Below are 19,206 nucleotides of genomic sequence, written 5' to 3'. Positions count from 1 at the left end.
TTATGTTCGGGCTTAGCTATATAAATAATTAATTTTTCTAAATTTTAATAGGCATAAGGTTCCCGAACTACTATCGGGAGATAATAATTAAAGAAAAATGGAAGACGTAATATGTTGTTCATTTTCTTCATTGCCTCAACAAAGTTAACGCTATATTTCCAAAAATCAAAAAAGCCACGATAATGTAGTAATACCATCCCCTCTTATTCAATACCACATGACATCTGACTCCAATCAGCTCTTATCAGCCGCCCAATTACACTTTATCCTCTCCTATTAAAAACTCAACTACACGTTATTCTCATCTCCTTTTTTCGATCCACTACCATTGCTTTTCTCTAGTAATTTACCCTCGGCATTATATACATATCTCTCAACTTGGCCATTTCGTTTTTTCTCAACAATTTTCTTCAATAATAATTGGTTCTTAAAATATTCCCTATAGCTCGAACCATTGGATTTGTAAAGACGCTCGACAAGATTATTATGCTGATATAAGTCGGTATAATTGACTTTATCTTTTTTATAGGTATGTTTAAGCAGTTGGCCCTCCCTATTGAAAGACTTCGATTCGACGACCTGACCAACACAATCCAACTTCGCTTTATAAAGTAACTTGTTATCCAGGCCATACTCCGATTTACTGTGGTCAAACTCATTTTCAATGGTATAGTAGCTGTCAAAAAAAGTCTTTAATACTTTCTTCTTCCCGATATTAGGTTGATAAATCACGATCTTTTCCTGACTGATTTTACCGTTTCGGAAATCACGCTGTACACTTGAAGTATCCGTAATTGTATACTGAAAATCCAATGTCGCATCAGTCTGCACGTCCATTTGCTGCATCACACCATGCCTGACTTGAACTACAGCACGCTTCCCTTCCTTTTCAATCTTAAAATTTCCATCCACTAAACCATCCTTGTTGACCGCAATAAAGGCATTAGAGGGGCCCATAAATTGATTTTGCTGCACAATATATTTTCCTTGCTTCAATTTAGTGACTTGTCCTTTTTCAACGATGTTAATAGTATCTTTTGGAGATTCTGATAAATGTAACTGATACCTGTCTTTATCCAATCGGACATACTCCTGGGCTACGGCTATTTGTCCCAACAAAGCAATACATGGGAACAAGAAAAATTTCAATTTCGACATATTGTAATAAGTTTGTTGCAAAACATATATTACAATTATTACACCAAAAACCACGAGTCCAGATGAAACTAAGTTCAAACGGGGAATATAAAGCGTTAAAACAACAACATAAAGACAAAAAAAAGGAGAAATATCCTTAGATAGATCTCCTCATCTTTTATTCAGGGACTGATCGTATTAGACAGACTCAAGGTATTGCGCATAGCAATACCCTTCTTCATTATCGTTGGTCCGCACTAACCACCATTGCTCATTTGCTTTGCTGATCAATGTGATAATTTCACCCTTCGCTGCTTTTCCTACAATAGGCTGGTCAGTTCCTGGGCCTTTTCGAATATTTAAGTTGCTATTCTCTGTGATTACCTTTACCTGGCTTCCGGGCACCTCTGTAGCCACATCAACATTTAAGACAACATCACCGGTCTGGAAGTTGGGATCTATATTTCCATAAATTTCCCACAGTTTATTTTTCACATCAGCGGTAGGCGCAGTACCCCTAATTTGAAGCACTCCATCCATTTCAGCGTAATTCAGATCATTAACTCCTGAAGATTGCGCAGTATCCAAAAGAACTTTATATTTTTCTTGTAATGACATAATTTTTGCTATTTTATTTTTTTACAACAATACCACTCAAATCTACTTTTTTTGGATTTAGATTATCCAAACCTTGTTTCAACGTAACAATCTTTGCCTGTTCCAACGTTCCTGTTACCGAAATAATTCCATCTTTAACACTCGCCTGAACGGATGGAAAATCTTTCATAAACGTATTTACAGCAGCGCCAAGTGTAGCATCATTATTTGATACTGTAATAGGTGCAGGTGTTGTTGCAACAGGTGCACTCACAACAATATCATTTTGAATAGATTTGACATCCTTATCCCCTGCTGTTTTTGCGATCGATTCAATTTGTTGCTTTTCTTCCTCTGACGCTACAGTGCCGCTAAGGATTACTTTTCCTTTTTCCACCTCAACATCAACAGTTTTACGTCCCGTAAGTGCATTTTCGATCTTTTCCTCTAATTTATCATCTGATAACCCCGATTTACATGCAGAAAAAGAAAGTACTGCAGATGTTGCCAAAAGGCAAAATGTTAATTTGTTAAATTTCATATTTAAATAATTATTTGTTCATCAATTATTTTCTGATTAAAGTATTCACGAGCTCTCCGCGGAATAAGCATCTATTCTCATTGCTATATCCGAACGCGATACACCCGGTTTGTTTTTTATCAAATGGAATATCCTGATTTTTCGCGCAAATCTGTTTGTTATCAGTCATGGCTATTTCAGCTGCTCCATCTTAATTTATATTTTCCAATACTATCCTTAACAAACTGCTAGACCAATTGTTTGTCACATAATTTTTAAACAGCAAATCACTTGTTGGATCATAATTATATCATTAATTTTAAAAGCAAAGGTGTAACAGGTCTTACATACGATATAGGGTTCCAATCGAATAAATAGTAACTATGGGGTTTTTTAACAATATTTTTGGAAAGAAAGAAAACAAAAAAGATAGCATACAGGATTTTTGGAATTGGTTTGCAAAAAACGAACAAACCTTTTTTCAAATTGTAAAAAATGGGGATCACATTGATCAGAATTTTTTCAGCAAGCTCTCCCCAAAAATTGACGCGCTTCGAAAAGAACTCTATTTTTTAACTGGAATGTACAGCGATGATATTGCTGAGCTTGTTATTACTCCTGATGGGGTTGTAAAAAATATCGCGTTCGTCGAAACCTTGATCGGCTCAGCTCCAACGCTCCCAAATTGGAAATTTACGGCCTTAAAGCCGGCTATCGAAGACATGGAAAAATTCAAAATAACGATGTACGGATTTTCCTTTGACATTAATGACATGTATTTTTACCCCATTGAACACAAATACCGCCCGGATGATGTCGATATTGTAATTGTACACCCCAATTACACGGAAGAAGACAAAGCCAACATCGCTCATGGAGTTGAAATATTCTTAGATAATTATATCGGCGAGCTAAACTCGATCATCACCATTGACAATTTAAATGTCACCTCCACTGACCAGGCAGCAGGAGAGCTCATTCCATTGATCAAATTAAAAGACTATTTAATATGGCGGGAAAAAGAATTTGTCGAAAAATATACGGATGTCAGGCATGAGACCGAAAATGATTCCTACACTGCTTTTGAGGGCATGATGCAAAACGATCTACCTATCTTGGCCATAATAAACACAACACTTTTGGACTGGGACGGAAAGGCATCACACCCCTGGATCGTAACATTGCGGATCAATTACGATGGAACTTCAACCAATGGTATGCCTGACCAGACGACATACGATTTAATGGATAAATTCGAAGATGACTTAATGGCTAGCCTTCCACATGATATTGGCTATCTCAATATTGGGCGGGAAACTGCGGACAACATACGGGAAGTTTACCTGGCCTGTACAGAATTCAGAAAATCATCCCAAATAATAGATCAGTTAATTGCGCAATATCAAAATAGGCTTGAAATCGACTATGCGATCTATAAAGATAAATATTGGAAATCCTTTGCGCGATTTAATAAAACAATAGAATAACAACAATAAGCGATTGAAAAATAATTGTACATACTTTGTTGAACAAAAAAGCCAACCTAAGAAATGAATAAGTTAATTCTGCTCATTATCGGGATCGGGATAGGTCTGATCGCTTTCAAAGTTTCCCGAAAGCATACAGTTGCTGCAGACAACACCGAAAACACTGCGGCATCAGACTCAGCAAGATATATTAACGCGTTCGATCGGGTCAATGATCTCGTTAAAAAGGATAAAAAATACAATAAGAACATCGCTTTTCTTCTCGACATGAAGAAGCTTTCCGGAAGGAATCGCTTTTTTGTTGTTGATCTCCACAACAACCGGATCCTGGATCAAGGTTTGGTAGCGCATGGTTCGGGTTCGGAAACCGGAAAAGCCGGCAGATTAAAATTCAGCAACCAGGACAACTCCTATGCGACCTCATTGGGCATGTACTCGATCGGCACATCTTATAACGGTCGTTTCGGAAAAGCTTATAAGTTATATGGGCTTGAAGCCTCCAATAGCAACGCCTATAGTAGAAACATCGTTTTACATAAATACGATAGCATGCCCGATGATGAACAAATTGCTCCAATATGTTTAAGTCAGGGTTGCCCAATGGTAAGCGTAAAATTCTACGAAAGACTGCAGCCTATTATTGACTCCTCCCCAAAACAAATTATCTTAAACATCTATTATTGATCCTTTTTCAGCTCCGATTTCCTAACCAAGCTCAATAAAGCCTGATAGGGGCTTTCCGAAGTGACCAGGGACTTTAACCAAGCAATGAACCCCAGCACAAATAAATCCTGATTTTCTGCACGATCGGCCATCTCCTCTATATCGGCTATAAAAACAGTATTCTTTACGACCGATGGATTTTGCAGATACTTTTCAACCAGTCTTAAAAAATTAACAACCCGACCTTCCCGCACGGTTTCCAGGTATTTTTTGTACCGACGTCTAAAGCTTTTCACGCGTGAAATTGCTAGATCAATATCCGCAAACTGAATATGGATCAATATCTCCAGCAAGCTCTTACGAATTGTCCATAACATACCCATTTTCTTCTCATACCAAGCATCCGTTCGAATCAACTTTCTTAATTCTGTTAATGCAAGTTTATCTTGAAATTGTGTCAGAAACATAACCAGGCATAATTGCAGGTCCGCAAGATCAGTCTCGTTGGACTTCAATGTTGATTGTTGGATCCCTAAACGTAAAATAGCGAGTGCCTTTGCCCCCTCTCCCATGTAATGGTAATTGAGCGCCTTGAGCAAATAATAACGTAAATGAAACTGAACCCGAAGAACGCTTCCCGGCGAACAGCCTGCAATCAGCTGCTCTAAATACGCTAAACTTTCGTGAAATAATCCATTCCGCAAATTGAAATTAGCGAGGTAATAGAGAATATGTAAGTAGTAAAACAGGTGATGCACCGAATTTACCTTTTGCCTTGTTATAAATTCATCACTTGTTTTCAAAAACGACCGAACTAAGGCATAATTCTGATGTATCGTAGCATATTCATTGGCGATAAACAATAGCTGATATAGCGACTTAAAAGACAATAGTTGCCGCAATGAAATATCATACTTGCCAATTGTATCCATCACCAACCGATTTAGATCAACGATCTTCCCCTTCAAATGGATATCTTGCAATTCGACCCTTAGAAATGCATAGGCAATTTGGAATTTGACCTCTTGCTGCATTTTATGTTGATTTGCCATCAAACGATCGATCAGTAATTCTAAATTAGGTCTGGATTCCAAATATGCATATTGCAACCTCAATTGAAGGATTTCATTGAGCAAGCTAAACTGCTCCAGAAGTAAAGCCTTGTGTTCGGCCCGTTGAAGACATTTAAATCCAGGTTTTATCAGATCATTCTCCAACAAAAAACGTCCAACAATAAGCAGTCTCAAAGCTTCATGCGCCTCACTGTTATCCCGCTCAAATGTTTTATTTGAAATAAACAATAGTAGGCTATCATGTAATCTTTTCCTTAATGCATGATAAGCGTCTTTATTTTTTGAAGATCCATAAAGTTTTTTTAGTCTATTTATATCATCAGTTTCTAAAATTTCGAGCAACTTGATATTCTTGACGTCATTCCGTTTATTTTTCTTTTTTATGAAGCTCTTAAAGTCCTTAATATCATCATTATCTAATACACTAATAAGCTCTACAATTGAATCCATATCGTCAAATTTAGCAGAAAATCAAATTTAATAAATAAAAATATATCATCAGTATTTTTTACAAATTGATTTTATATCCTATTGAATACTCCTGATATTTGAATCAACAAATAACAAAAACAACAATAAAAAATTAAAATTATGGAACCGCTAAAAAACATGATTGAAGAAAAAATTTCAAAAAAGGATTCGAACACAAGAAATCCTTTCAAACCTACAGGAGCCTTCATTGGCGCATCGTGGACAGCTCTATTGGTAGGAACTATTGGTTACTGTGTGGGATTATGGAATGCGACTATGGCGCTCAATGAAAAGGGATATTATTTTACCATTCTATTGTTTGCCCTATTTGCTGTTATTTCCGTTCAAAAAAGTGTCAGAGATAAAGCTGAAGGACTTGCCGTAACCGAACTTTACTATGGTCTAAGTTGGTTTGCAACAATTGCTGCAGTAGTCTTATTGATTATCGGATTATGGAATGCTGATCTGCTACTTAGCGAAAAAGGGTTCTACGCCATGTCTTTTTCGCTAAGTATATTCTCTGCGATCGCCGTTCAGAAAAATACACGGGATGCTAAACTTATTGATGATAACGAGATAAAACTTTAGCGGTTTGCCGATCCTGCGGCCGCTGGCTGACATGCCGCAGGATCTATTGTAGATCATTAAAGGAAACAAAAAGGGACTGTATCGAAAAGCAGATTTGACAAATGAAGCAAAGATATATGTCCCTTTTTCTTTGGTTATTATTTGCTTATCCTTCGCTTATTTATTGCTATTTCTTTGCTTATTTATTGGTTATCCTTTACTTATTCTAGGCCGTTTCTTCGAAGCTTCTTTGGGCTTTCTAGGGACTTTCCTTGGGCTTCGCTTGCCTTTTCTTTGCTATTTCTCTGCTATTTCTTTGCTATAATGGCAATAAAACAGGCTTCAAACGGCAAAGAAATAGCAGGCCAAGTAGCATACTGGTCCCAGCAAGGTGTTAAGGAATACCGACAAAACAACCTCAAAGTCAAGAAAACAAATGCAACAAGACGAGTTGTGTTTAATCTTGCCTTATTGCATTTTATACTCCTCAATTTTCCGGTACAATGTTGCTACACCGATCTCTAGCAATCGTGCAGCTTCGGCTTTATTCCCATTTGTATGTTGCAATACACGTTGAATGTGTTGACGTTCTATGTTTGCCATAGAGAAGCCGGAAGACAGCGCCTGTTCCGATTTCAAACTATTCATTCCAAAAGGAAGACTGCTCAGATCAAGCAGTCCATCTTCACTCAGTATGACACTACGTTCAATCACATTTTTCAATTCACGGATATTTCCCCGCCAAGGATTTCGTTCGAGAGCAGCAACAAATTCAGCCGTCATTTTTAGCGGTTTGAGATTCGATTTTGCCGCAAAAATATCTGCATAATATTGAGCCAGCAATCGAATATCCTCAACACGCTCACGTAGGGGTGGTAGTTGAATTGTAAATACGGACAATCTATAAAATAAATCGCTTCTAAAATGTTCTGAATCGATTTCAGCTTCAAGGTCCCGATTTGTTGCAGCGATAATACGGACATCCACTTTCGTCGGCTTGGAATCACCTACCTTTAAAAATTCACCGGTCTCCAGTACCCGTAAAATTTTGGCTTGGAGTTCAATCGCCATCTCACCAATCTCATCCAAAAAAATAGTTCCCAAATGAGCCTCTTCGAATAGACCACGCTGGTCCTTTGTCGCTCCTGTAAAAGCCCCTGCTTTATGTCCAAACAGCTCATTTTCCAGCAGATCTTTTGTGAAAGCCGCACAATTAATGGCAACAAAACTACGCTCCTTACGTGGGCTGGCCTGATGAATCGCTTGTGCAAATACCTCTTTACCAGTTCCTGTTTCTCCGGTTAGTAGGACAGTCGTACTTGTTACGGATACTTTTTGCGCAAGCGCGATGGCGGATTTAATCGCAACAGAACGCCCTATAATTTTGTCAAATGAAAGCCTATTGCCTAATTGTTTCTCCAACTGTCTTACTCTTCGTGCCAGTGCTACTTTCTCACAGGCTTTATAGAGTAAAGGAATAATCCGGTTGTTGTCATCACCTTTGGTAATGTATTCAAAAGCACCATTTTTAATCGCCTGAACTCCATCCGGAATATTACCATAGGCAGTCAATAATATGATTTCAACAACTGGATAGCGCTCCTTAATCAATTTCGCAGTCTCCACACCGTTACCATCAGGCAACTTAACATCGCATAATACTACATCGACATCGAAAATATCAAGCTTTTTCAAACCAGATTTGATATCAGCAGCTTCGATTACTTCAAAACCCTCCAAGCTGATGATCTTAGCAAGCAGTGTACGAAGCTTCTCTTCGTCATCGATAATAAGTATTTTATTCACCATGTTTTTTTTCAAAATTACGATTTGTTCAACGCAAATAGCAATAATTTACATTCAAAATTTGGAGCACTATTATACAAATTTATGTTTAAACATTAAGGAATTTGACTATAGATAAAACAGTTGTTTTGAGATTAGAAATAAACTGGTATATTTGTAGTTCTTAAAATCAAATAAAAACTGTATGTAAGATTAAGATTCTTTAGAGCGTAATAAATACCAACGGTAAATAACTTACCGAAATGGACTGTTTTTAACATTATAAAGAATTTTAGCATGATTTCATTACAACAGATATCCTATATACATCCGAATAAAGATTTATTGTTTGAAAACATAAGTCTAACAATAAACTCACACGAGAAAATAGCATTAATTGGCAACAACGGTGTTGGTAAATCAACATTATTACGCCTTATCGCCGGAGAGCTATTGCCCACAACAGGCGGTATGCACAGTGATACCCGCCCTTTTTATGTGCCACAAATTACCGGACAATACGATGATTTAACGGTCGCACAGGCTCTTGGCATTGACAAAAAACTAAATGCTTTTTATGCCATCTTAGGCGGCAATGCCTCAGAGGAAAATTTTAATATCCTTCAAGATGACTGGACACTGGAAGAACGCTGCCAAGAGGCTTTTGGATATTGGAATTTGCCTGAAATTCATTTGACGCAGAAAATGTCGGATCTCAGTGGTGGCCAAAAGGCAAAAGTTTTATTGGCAGGGATCCAAATTCACGAATGTGAGCTTATCCTGTTGGATGAGCCCAGCAATCACCTGGATATTGACAGTAAAAAGCTGCTTTATCAATGGATACAGTCTTCAAAACAAACCATCGTTGTTGTCAGCCATGACCGAACACTGCTCAATCTATTGGAGGACACACTAGAAATGACGCCGAGGGGTATAAAAAGATACGGTGGAAACTATGCATTTTATGAATCTCAAAAAGAAATAGAACGCAATGCGCTAGAACAGGATATCCATCATCAGGAAAAAGCGATCAGAACAGCCAAAGAGAAAGAAAGAGAAACGATTGAACGGCAAAACAGATTAAACAATCGTGGTCAAAAAAAACAGGAAAAAGCAGGTGTTGCCCGCATCATGATGAATACACTACGGAATAATGCCGAAAAAAGCACGGCCAAAATCAAAAGTGTCCATCAGGAAAAAATTGGGGATATAAAATCCAATCTGCAAGAACTTAGAGGTACGAAAGCTGCCTTAGATGAAATGAAAATTGATTTGGGAAATAGCAACTTCCCACGCGGAAAAAGTATGATAAAAGCGACCAAAATCAATTTCAAATACAATACAGATGAACTTTGGCCAGAAAATATGGATCTGCAAATATTCAGCGGGGAGCGTATTATCTTGCAGGGGAAAAATGGTTCCGGTAAAACCACATTGATCAAAATCCTATTAGGTCAGCTCACTCCCTCTCAAGGTCAGGTTGAGCGACAACGCTTTAGCGCTATCTATCTCGACCAGGAGTACTCGCTTATCGACCTCCGGTTGAGTGTTTATGAGCAGGCTCAATATTATAATAGTGAATCGCTACCAGAACATGAGATCAAAATCAGACTCAACCGCTTTTTATTTGGGAAGGACGACTGGGACAAGCCTTGTCGACTTTTAAGTGGTGGCGAAAAAATGCGCCTGATCCTATGCTGCTTAACGATTAGACAACAGGCTCCGGATCTCATTGTATTAGATGAACCGACCAATAATCTGGATATCCAAAACATTCGTATCCTTACCCGAGCAATTCAACATTATAAAGGCACGCTCCTTGTCATCTCACATGATGAAATGTTTCAAGATGATATCGGCATAGACAGAACGATCAGCTTAAAAAATTAGGTAAAACAAAACAGCCGATATTTCTGATGCCTCGATATCGGCTCAATTTTTATCTCAGCATACTCAACCAATCGAGTCTCATTCCAGCGAACTACACATTGTTTTGTAACAATCTCCTATTCTTTATTTAGAATAATGCTAAAACGATAAATTAAATTGAAAAAAAATAAAATTTTATCAATATATTCACGATGATTTTAAACATGAAACAATAACCATCAATTAGTTGAAACCTTCCCGCAGATATTGAATTTCTTAAAAAAATGTATCTCGCAGACTTTTCAATTAATTACTCAATTTAATTATGTCAAATTATCAAATTAAAGAGAATCCCGAATTGTTTGACGCTATCGTCATAGGCTCAGGTGCAGGTGGAGGTATGGCCGGATATATTCTGGCACATGCTGGTCTCAAAGTATTGATGCTGGAGGCTGGCCCATTTTACGATCCCGCAAAAGATTCGTTGCAGTTACGTTGGCCCTGGGAATCACCCCGGAGAGGAGCTGGTACCACACGACCTTTTGGCGATTTCGATGCGGCCTTTGGTGGCTGGCAAATCGAAGGAGAACCTTACAGTAAAGTTAGTGGAACCGAATTCGAATGGTTCAGAGCAAGGATGCTTGGTGGTAGAACCAATCACTGGGGCCGCATCTCATTGCGTATGGGTCCAGATGATTTCAAACCGAAAGATGGTACCACCGATGAATGGCCTATCACTTATGATGAAGTCAAACCATTTTATGATCGCGTAGACCGTATGATCGGTATTTATGGTACAGCCGAGGGTATACATAATGAACCTGATGGTATTTTTATGAAACCTCCTAAGCCTCGTCTTAATGAACTATATATTGCAAAAGGGGCTAAGAAAGCGGGTGTACCTGTCATTCCGGGACGGGGTGCCGTGCTGACCGAAGTATCCAAAGATATTAAAGACCGAGGCACTTGTTTCTACTGTGGCCAATGTGGTCGTGCATGTAAAGTATATGGCGATTTCTCATCCTCATCCTGTTTGGTCATTCCCGCAATGAAAACAGGGAATTTAAAGGTAATCGACAATGCAATGGTACGGGAAGTATTGACCAACGACGAAGGATTGGCTATCGGTGTGTCCTATGTTGACACAAAAGATTTACAGGAATATACGGTAAAAGGAAAAACTGTAATTCTTGGAGCCAGTGCCTGTGAAAGCGCCCGCATTATGTTAAATTCAAAATCTAAAGCACATCCGGGTGGTGTTGGTAACAGCAGCGGCTTGGTCGGCAGATACCTCCATGACTCCACAGGAGCCAGTCTGTCTGGTTATTTACCACAATTACTCGACCGCAAAAGATATAACGAAGATGGCGTTGGAAGTGTCCATATCTATTCACCTTGGTGGGAAGACAACGCGAAACTGAATTTCCCGAGAGGATACCATATTGAATATGGTGGCGGTCTCCATATGCCATCTTATGGATTCCTAAACTGGGTACCAAAGGTAAATGACGCCGGAAAAGGTGGCGATGGAAAAACAAAACCAAAGGGTGGATATGGCACGGCGCTTAAAGAAGATTACCGTAGTTACTATGGCGCAAATGTTGGTATGGCTGGACGTGGCACTGCATTGGCAAGAAAAGATAACTACTGTGAAATCGACCCGAGTCAAGTTGATAAATTTGGTATCCCTGTACTCCGTTTCAATTACAAATGGGCAAATGAAGAAATCGCCCAAGCGAAGCATATGCAGGAAACATTCCAATCCATTATGCATGAAATGGGAGCTGTCATCACATCAAAAATCCCTGGTGCCGACACCTTATATGGTTTGGAAGCTCCCGGAAAAATTATTCATGAAGGTGGTACCACCAGAATGGGTAACGATCCGAAAACCTCGGTATTAAACAAATGGGGGCAGGCACATGACTGTAAAAACCTCTATGTGGTCGATGCGGGACCATTTGTACAACAAGGAGATAAAAACCTTACATGGACAATTTTAGCGCTGTCGATGCGTACCGCAGAATATATATTGCAGGAAAAGAAAAAATTAAATGGTTAAAGCATGAATAGAAGAGAATCGCTAAAAGCATTAGGCTTTATTGCTGCTGGATCAGGTCTTTTAACCGCAGCTTGTAACACAAAAGACGCCAAAAATACAACAGCCGCAAATGCTGATAAACTACCCGGTATCCAAGATTTTGAATATGAACGGACAGCACGGCTAAAAGAAGAGAAGTTTTTTGATGAACATGAAATGGCAACAATTACCGTTTTAGCCGACATCATTATTCCAAAGGACAGCAAATCAGGTAGCGCCTCCGAGGCGGGAGTTCCGGATTTTATCGAGTTTATTGTAAAGGATTTGCCCGACAATAAAATCCCGATGCGTGGTGGACTACGCTGGCTTGACCTTCAGACCAAAAGACGGCATGGCAATGTATTTATAAAATGCGATACAAAGGATCAGCTCGCACTCATTGATGAAATTGCTTATCCTGAATTGGCAAAACCTGAAATGCAGCAAGGAGCAGCATTTTTCTCATTAATGCGCAACCTGACGTCTTCTGGCTTCTACACCAGCGAAATTGGCATCAAAGATATCGGATATGCCGGCAACAAACCAGGCGTATGGAATGGTGTTCCGGACGATGTGCTGAAAGAACACGGTTTTGATCCTACTAAATTCTTTGGATAAAAAAAATCCTTTCCAGCTTTTGGAAAGGATTTTTTTCTATACACAATATCGAGGTGAAAGCTATTTATCTAATTTTCATTATTGTGCCGGTGTAACCTCAGTCGGCTCTGGAGCTTTGTCGATCAATTCCATAAATTGATCCAACTTAGGTGTAATAATAATCTGTGTTCTCCGGTTGCGTTGTTTTCCAAGAGCCGTTGAATTGTCAGCTACAGGATTATATTCTCCCCTACCACCGGCTGTCAGTCGCTTCGGATCAACACCATACTTGGTCTGTAATGCCTGAACAACAGAAGATGCCCGTAATGTACTTAAATCCCAATTGTTCCGAATATTGGGTTTCGAAATCGGGTCTGTATCTGTATTACCTTCTATCAGCACTTCATAATCCCTATAATCTTGAATAATCTTGGCTATTTTGCTTAAAGTCATATCAGCACGATCACTGATTTCATAACTTCCAGACTTGTACAGCATATTATCTGCCAGTGAAATATAAACGACACCTTTTAACACCTGCACATCAACCTCCTGTAATTCCTCTCGACTCAGTGAGCGGGTCAGATTATTTGTCAATACTAAATTCAACGAGTCAGACTTGTTCTTAGTCTCAACAAGGTGTTTAATGTATTTATTTGAAGCATTGATTTCATCAACAAGCTTGGAAATATTGACATTTCCCTGTGAGTTTTGATTGATACTCTTATCCAAAGACCCTTGCAAGGCAGCATAAGCAGCTTTAAGATCAGCATTATTTTGCCGTTCTGAAGCTAATTGATCTTCCAAACTTTTAATCCGTGACCGACTTTCAGTCAATTGAAGCTGACTATCCTGATACTGTGTTTGCAAGGTTTTATACTCTGTCTGCAAACCTACATATGTTTTTTTACTGACACCACATCCCGTAAAAAATAAACTTGCGGTCAGTATGGACATCGGAAAAACTATATTTTTCATAGCATTCTAATTTTGTAGATGTTGAATTAATTCGTTGAACCAAGATAAAGCAATATTTCAGCCAAAAAAATAGTAGCCTATCGAATTAACATCCTTTAACGTCTATTGTCCTAACTCCTTTAACTCCACATTAGTGAATATCTGCTCACCTTTCAAATAAGGATTAGCTCCTTTCAGATAATTGTAAATAATTGATTTTGCCTCTTCATTCGGCAACTTATGGAGGTTTTTGACCAAGAAGTTTTTGTCTTCGATGATATTATCTTTATAACCCAAGAAAGACGGTGCATGAACCTGCACACTCCATCGAATAAATCTTGCCTCGATATGATTGGGGTTATCTTTGATCAACTCCTCCAGATGCTTCTTACCTTCTTTAAATTGGCCGACTTTCTTAAATGGATTGCCCATGTGTTTTGCTATTAATATCTCATAGGCGGCACGATAGACCTTCTCTGTAGTGGATTTAGCCCCGTCATCGAGTATATCAAAATTACGTTCACACAGATCCTCGTCCTTTACTGCCTCCGCATAATCTTTCCGGATCTTATCAATATTCAGCTGCTGTCCCAGTCCCATCTTTGTTATGGTAAATAGAAATACTGTCAATACTATTCGTGTCATCATAATTATAAATCAGGCTTTTTCAAAAAATCATTTTCCGACTTAAATTACTAAAAAAATCGAATTCAAATATTAATTTTCAATTATCATACCACAAAGCCTAAAATCTCTTGTCATCATATCACTACAGGAGGCATTTTCCTCGCTAAATTTCTTTATAAAAGGATATTTTTAAGGCATTTTTGCACCATGAAATTAGCATTAAAAACAAGCCCTGTATGGTTCAAAGTAAGTCTATCCATTCTTTTTGGAATTCTATTGGGTTGCCTGTTAGGTGAAATGGTTTTCAAACTGCTACAGTCTTAACCTACACTCAGCTAGAACAAAAGAAAAGATATACAACCTGTATGTCTTTTTCAGAGAAATCTTGTCGTCATCCTTGCTTAGAATAGAATTATTTTTAGTATATTGCTTATACCAATATAAATTTAAAGTGAGCTATGGAGACAAAAGCGGAGTATCAGATTTGGGACACTATAGTCAATAGTGCAAAAACTAAATTCGATTATAAGCATATTCGTGCTATGTTCAAAAAGGAAGATGATGAAATAACCGATAAATTTCTATTCCATATTATCGCAGGATTTGCCTGTGGAGAAAATCACCAGACGATCTCAACAAACTTGTTCAATGAATTGCAAAGCATCAATTTTGAATGCAATGAACAACAGATTGATAAGTTCATTGCAGACAAACATGTTAAGTTTAGTCCTGAGATCTACGCAACCTACCTCGCATTTTCAATGTTAGAAGATGGTGAGGATATTGATAATATTACCGAAGTCATTGACAATCTACTACAAATAGACAAATAATATTTTTTAGAGGTATCGTTTAATTTTGGCTAAAAACTTATATTCGTATACAAATTACGCCTAAGTTATGCGCCATTTTTTAACGCTATTTTTAATATTTTGTTTTTGTTCGAACATCTTTGGACAGAATTTCGATTTTGGTAAGGTTGCCATTTCAGATTTCTCAACTACAGCACTGGATAGCAATGCAAATGCTATTGTGCTAAAAGAATTCGGGCAAAGCTCAGTTTTCGTCGATGACTATGATCATCGCATAAAATTAATGCACGAATACCATGTCCTCATTCGTATAAATAATAAGGAGGGTTTTAAAAAAGCCAATTTCGAGATCCCGTCCTATAAAAGAGGAAGTTATATCCGTGACTACTTAGACGAATTGAAGGCTGTTACCTACAATTTGGAAAACGGACAGATCATTCGAACAGAACTTGAAAATAAAAAGGTTTTTAAAGAAAATTACTCTACTTACCTCGATCTGAACAAATTCACGCTTCCAAATATTAAAGAAGGATCCATCATAGAAGTTTCTTATCGAACCCTCGAACAGGATCTATTTAATTTTAAGACATGGAAATTTCAGGATGATATCCCCAAATTACAAAGCCAATATATCGCTATCATACCAGCATCTTTTACCTATAATGTGGTATTGCGTGGCCCCTATAGACTTGATGACCAAAAAAAGGGAGAAGTTTTGAAGGAATATCTTTTTTTGGATGGAGTAAGAATGGATTGTTCAAAGCTCACCTATACGATGTCCAATATTCCAGCTTTTGTTGAAGAAGACTTTATGACTTCTCCCAAAAATTTTAAATCCGCTATATATTACGAACTCGAGTCCATATTTTATCCAAGCACTGGTGTCAAAAAAACATTTAGTAAAACATGGAAAGATGTTGACACAGAATTAATGAATGAGAAGACCTTTGGTGGACAATTCAAAAAAACAGATCTATTCAAAACTACGTTGTCAACGCTTTTATCTCCAGATGATTCAAAATTGGTAAAGGCCAACAAAATCTACGACTACATCAAGAAACAGATAAAATGGAATAACTATCTTGGAAAATATTCGGAAAATGGAATAGAAAAAGCCTTAGAAAAAAGAACTGGTAATATTGGTGATATCAATTTATCGCTGATTACTGCCCTACAAGCTGCGGATTTAGATGCTTATCCAATTATTTTATCGACAAGACGGAATGGCAACCCCAATTCACTATTTCCAGTATTATCTGATTTTGACTATGTAATCGCCTGTGTGGACATCGATGGAATCAAATACAAATTAGATGCATCGAATAGCTATCTACCCTTTGGCTCGTTGTCACTGCAATCCCTCAATGAGCGTGGCCGAATCATATACTCCAAAAAGAGTTCAGATTGGTTCCCCCTAACCTCCGAGGAGATATCCGAACAATACTATGCGTTGACGGGCGTACTGAATGACCAAGGTCAAATTAAGGGCACACTTATCATCAGCAGTCAAGGCAATAAAGCGCTCTTAAAAAGGCAACATATAGCCAAATTCAATTCTCTCGAAGAATATTGGGAAAAACTGGATGAAGAGATGCCCAACATCAGTTTTACCAATGCCAAAATTGAACATCTTAACGAACTCGATCAGGTACTAAACGAGACCTTTGATATTACGTTAGATGTTAATAAACAGCAAGAAAACAATATATTATCGCTTGCTCCAAACGTCATCGATCGCATATCCTATAATCCGTTCAAAATTCAAGATCGTACTTATCCGGTAGATATGGGATTTAAGTCTAAGCTCCAATATAATATCCAATTGGAAATCCCGGAGCAATACGAAGTAACCGATAAACCACAAAATGTATCTTTGGCTCTTCCCGAATCTGCTGCAAGATATAAATACATCACACAGCTAACTGGCACCAAACTAGAGGTTATGGGGAGCCTTAGTTTTAATAAACCAATATTTACGGTAGACGAATATTTCTCTTTAAAAGAGCTCTATTCACGCATTATACAACAGCAGAAATTAGACATTAGATTAACCACAAAAAAATGAAAACGTTATTTGCCAATTTAGCCTATTTCCTGATTCCAATTGCTTCAATTGCTCAGGAAAACTACGATATTGCCCAGATTCCGGGCGCGCTAAAAAGTCGGGCAGTAGCAACAGTCCGAAATGATAAAACTGTCGTGGAAGTAAAATCCCCTGAGCAGGTCACTGAAACCGTTACACGTGTCATTACCGTTTATAATAAAAACGGGGATTACTATGCCGCTCTTCCGATACATTATAACAAATCAAATGAGATCAAAAGCATAAAGGGTGCGATCTATAATGAAATGGGAATATTGCAGAAAAAAATTGCAACCAAGGATTTTAAAGATGTAAGTGCAGTCGACAACAGTACAATGTTTGCTGACTCAAGGATGAAAGTCTATATCCCGGATTATCATAGCTACCCCTATACCATCGAATATCAATACGAAGTAAGGCATAAACAAAACTTAATCATTCCTTCGTGGACTCCGGAAGTTTCAAACAATGTATCCGTTGAAAAAAGTAGTTACCAATTTATCACTCCGATCGGTAGCGAATTCCGTATCGAGTCAAAAAACTATAAAGGTAATATCAAAGAGGAAAAAACCGACAAAACAGTCAGTAAAACATGGAATGCAGAACAAATTCCAGCGAAAAAAGAGGAATCTTATAGTCCCAATCCCAATCTGAAAAGAACAAGTGTATTGATCGTTCCCAAAAACTTTGTCTATTATGGAAAAGAAGGCAATTTTAGTGACTGGAAAGAGTATGGTGACTGGTTTTCAACTAAATTATTAAGCAAAAAGCAAGATCTTACTGAAGCTTCAAAACAGAAGTTCATATCACTTACAAAGAACGCCTCATCGGATCAAGAAAAAGCGAAGATCCTCTATGACTATTTGCAGAAAAACACGAGATACATCAGTATTCAGATTGGAATTGGTGGACTTGAGCCTTTCCCGGCCTCTGAGGTTGACCGTTTAGGTTATGGTGACTGTAAAGCCTTGGTCAACTATATGGGAAGCATGTTATCTGCTGTAGGTATACCTTCTTACTACTGTATGGTTGAGGCGGGTAAACGCAAGGAGAATTTTCATAAAACATTTGCAAATGTACAAGATGGAAACCATGCAATCCTATGCCTGCCGTTCAAAAATGACACGACCTGGTTGGAATGTACCAGCCAGAACCTCCCTTTTGGATTCCTAAGCAATTTTACAGATGACAGAGATGTCATTGCCTGTACCGAAAATGGTGGTGTGATTATGCATACGCCAAAATATAGCAATGCCATCAATCTTCAGCTTCGTAATGCCGATCTTAGCCTATCCGATGATGGGAGTATAAAAGGCTCCTTAAACACCAAATTTTATGGTACGCAGTATGAAAATCATATGGAAATTCTTTTAGCAAGCAATAATGAGAAAACTAAACTGCTGGCAGAATATTATAATATCGACAACATTAATTTTGAACAGGTAAAATACACCGAACACAAACAAGATAAACCATTTATTGAAGAGAATTTGTCAATTTCCATTAAAAACTATGCAGTAAAAAACGGTAATAAGATGCTGATTCAGCCCAATATTTTCAATACCCAATCCAGCATATCTGAGAATAAAAACCGTACAGAAGATATTTTTATAGAACGTGGATATGTTGACATTGACAGCATTAGCATTGCACTGCCAAATAATATTTTAAAAACAATAACCCCCGAACAAAAGGTGATCGAAAAACCGTTTGGCAAATATGAATTTAAGTCGGAGATAAAAGGAAATAAACTTTTCACGTATCGAAAACTGGAGCTCTTCGAAGGAAATTACCCAGCAAGCAACTATGAGGATTTCTTTCAGTTTCATAAAGAAGTGAGTGGTTCCGATAAAGGACGTTATAATCTGAGCATATTGTAAT

General features: G+C 37.9%; 16 protein-coding genes. 9 read left to right on the top strand and 7 right to left on the bottom strand.

Annotation, left to right across the window (positions count from 1 at the left end):
- Positions 1–288: 288 nt before the first annotated feature.
- From DFQ12_RS19120 to DFQ12_RS19110, 3 genes are all read right to left on the bottom strand, one after another.
- A complete protein-coding gene (locus DFQ12_RS19120) occupies positions 289–1,158 on the bottom strand; it encodes a hypothetical protein (protein WP_120260659.1) in 870 nt (289 codons plus the stop codon).
- 177 nt (positions 1,159–1,335) lie between these two features.
- The gene (locus tag DFQ12_RS19115) at positions 1,336–1,755 is read right to left on the bottom strand and encodes an SH3 domain-containing protein (protein WP_120260658.1); all 420 of its coding nucleotides are present in this window, start codon (positions 1,753–1,755) and stop codon (positions 1,336–1,338) included.
- Positions 1,756–1,768: 13 nt separating this feature from the next.
- A complete protein-coding gene (locus tag DFQ12_RS19110) occupies positions 1,769–2,275 on the bottom strand; it encodes a BON domain-containing protein (protein WP_120260657.1) in 507 nt (168 codons plus the stop codon).
- A gap of 362 nt (positions 2,276–2,637) precedes the next feature.
- Here DFQ12_RS19110 and DFQ12_RS19105 point away from each other — a divergent pair, with 362 nt between their 5' ends.
- Together DFQ12_RS19105 and DFQ12_RS19100 are read left to right on the top strand one after the other, a co-directional pair.
- A complete protein-coding gene (locus DFQ12_RS19105; RefSeq protein WP_120260656.1) occupies positions 2,638–3,741 on the top strand; it encodes a DUF695 domain-containing protein in 1,104 nt (367 codons plus the stop codon).
- Positions 3,742–3,804: 63 nt separating this feature from the next.
- Positions 3,805–4,425, top strand: coding sequence for a murein L,D-transpeptidase catalytic domain-containing protein (locus tag DFQ12_RS19100; protein WP_120260655.1), 621 nt, complete (start codon positions 3,805–3,807; stop codon positions 4,423–4,425).
- On the opposite strand, the gene DFQ12_RS19095 is transcribed toward DFQ12_RS19100, so the two are convergent.
- Positions 4,419–5,927 carry a hypothetical protein gene (locus DFQ12_RS19095; protein WP_120260654.1) on the bottom strand — a complete coding sequence of 503 codons (1,509 nt, stop codon included), beginning with the start codon at positions 5,925–5,927 and terminating at the stop codon, positions 4,419–4,421. The two genes, DFQ12_RS19100 and DFQ12_RS19095, sit on opposite strands and share 7 nt — an antisense overlap.
- A 141-nt stretch (positions 5,928–6,068) precedes the next feature.
- Here DFQ12_RS19095 and yiaA point away from each other — a divergent pair, with 141 nt between their 5' ends.
- A complete protein-coding gene (yiaA, locus tag DFQ12_RS19090; RefSeq protein ID WP_120260653.1) occupies positions 6,069–6,536 on the top strand; it encodes an inner membrane protein YiaA in 468 nt (155 codons plus the stop codon).
- Positions 6,537–6,983: 447 nt separating this feature from the next.
- Here yiaA and DFQ12_RS19085 read toward each other — a convergent pair whose 3' ends face one another.
- Positions 6,984–8,324, bottom strand: a complete 1,341-nt coding sequence (locus DFQ12_RS19085) for a sigma-54-dependent transcriptional regulator (protein WP_208642586.1) — start codon at positions 8,322–8,324, stop codon at positions 6,984–6,986.
- A gap of 273 nt (positions 8,325–8,597) precedes the next feature.
- Here DFQ12_RS19085 and DFQ12_RS19080 point away from each other — a divergent pair, with 273 nt between their 5' ends.
- From DFQ12_RS19080 to DFQ12_RS19070, 3 genes are all read left to right on the top strand, one after another.
- Positions 8,598–10,190 carry an ABC-F family ATP-binding cassette domain-containing protein gene (locus DFQ12_RS19080; RefSeq protein ID WP_120260652.1) on the top strand — a complete coding sequence of 531 codons (1,593 nt, stop codon included), beginning with the start codon at positions 8,598–8,600 and terminating at the stop codon, positions 10,188–10,190.
- A 304-nt stretch (positions 10,191–10,494) separates the two neighbouring features.
- On the top strand, positions 10,495–12,231 hold the full coding sequence (locus DFQ12_RS19075) for a GMC family oxidoreductase (RefSeq protein WP_120260651.1): 1,737 nt from the start codon (positions 10,495–10,497) through the stop codon (positions 12,229–12,231).
- A gap of 3 nt (positions 12,232–12,234) precedes the next feature.
- A complete protein-coding gene (locus DFQ12_RS19070; RefSeq protein WP_120260650.1) occupies positions 12,235–12,867 on the top strand; it encodes a gluconate 2-dehydrogenase subunit 3 family protein in 633 nt (210 codons plus the stop codon).
- 78 nt (positions 12,868–12,945) lie between these two features.
- On the opposite strand, the gene DFQ12_RS19065 is transcribed toward DFQ12_RS19070, so the two are convergent.
- Positions 12,946–13,824, bottom strand: a complete 879-nt coding sequence (locus DFQ12_RS19065; protein ID WP_120260649.1) for an OmpA/MotB family protein — start codon at positions 13,822–13,824, stop codon at positions 12,946–12,948.
- Positions 13,825–13,926: 102 nt separating this feature from the next.
- Positions 13,927–14,451: a hypothetical protein gene (locus DFQ12_RS19060; protein ID WP_120260648.1), complete on the bottom strand. Its 525-nt coding sequence runs from the start codon at positions 14,449–14,451 to the stop codon at positions 13,927–13,929.
- Between the two features lie 437 nt (positions 14,452–14,888).
- Between DFQ12_RS19060 and DFQ12_RS19055 the strand changes: the two genes are divergently transcribed.
- The 3 genes from DFQ12_RS19055 (at position 14,889) to DFQ12_RS19045 (ending at position 19,205) form a co-directional block, all read left to right on the top strand.
- Positions 14,889–15,263: a hypothetical protein gene (locus DFQ12_RS19055; protein WP_120260647.1), complete on the top strand. Its 375-nt coding sequence runs from the start codon at positions 14,889–14,891 to the stop codon at positions 15,261–15,263.
- A 67-nt stretch (positions 15,264–15,330) separates the two neighbouring features.
- Positions 15,331–17,307: a DUF3857 domain-containing protein gene (locus DFQ12_RS19050; RefSeq protein WP_120260646.1), complete on the top strand. Its 1,977-nt coding sequence runs from the start codon at positions 15,331–15,333 to the stop codon at positions 17,305–17,307.
- Positions 17,304–19,205 carry a DUF3857 domain-containing transglutaminase family protein gene (locus DFQ12_RS19045; protein ID WP_120260645.1) on the top strand — a complete coding sequence of 634 codons (1,902 nt, stop codon included), beginning with the start codon at positions 17,304–17,306 and terminating at the stop codon, positions 19,203–19,205. Before DFQ12_RS19050 ends, DFQ12_RS19045 begins: the two co-directional genes overlap by 4 nt.
- The last annotated feature ends 1 nt before the right edge of the window (position 19,206 follow it).

It is taken from the genome of Sphingobacterium detergens, from assembly GCF_003610355.1.
Classification (GTDB): Bacteria; Bacteroidota; Bacteroidia; order Sphingobacteriales; family Sphingobacteriaceae; genus Sphingobacterium; species Sphingobacterium detergens.
The sequence above is the reverse complement of the archived record's forward strand: the minus strand, read 5'-3'. Positions and strand labels throughout refer to the sequence as shown.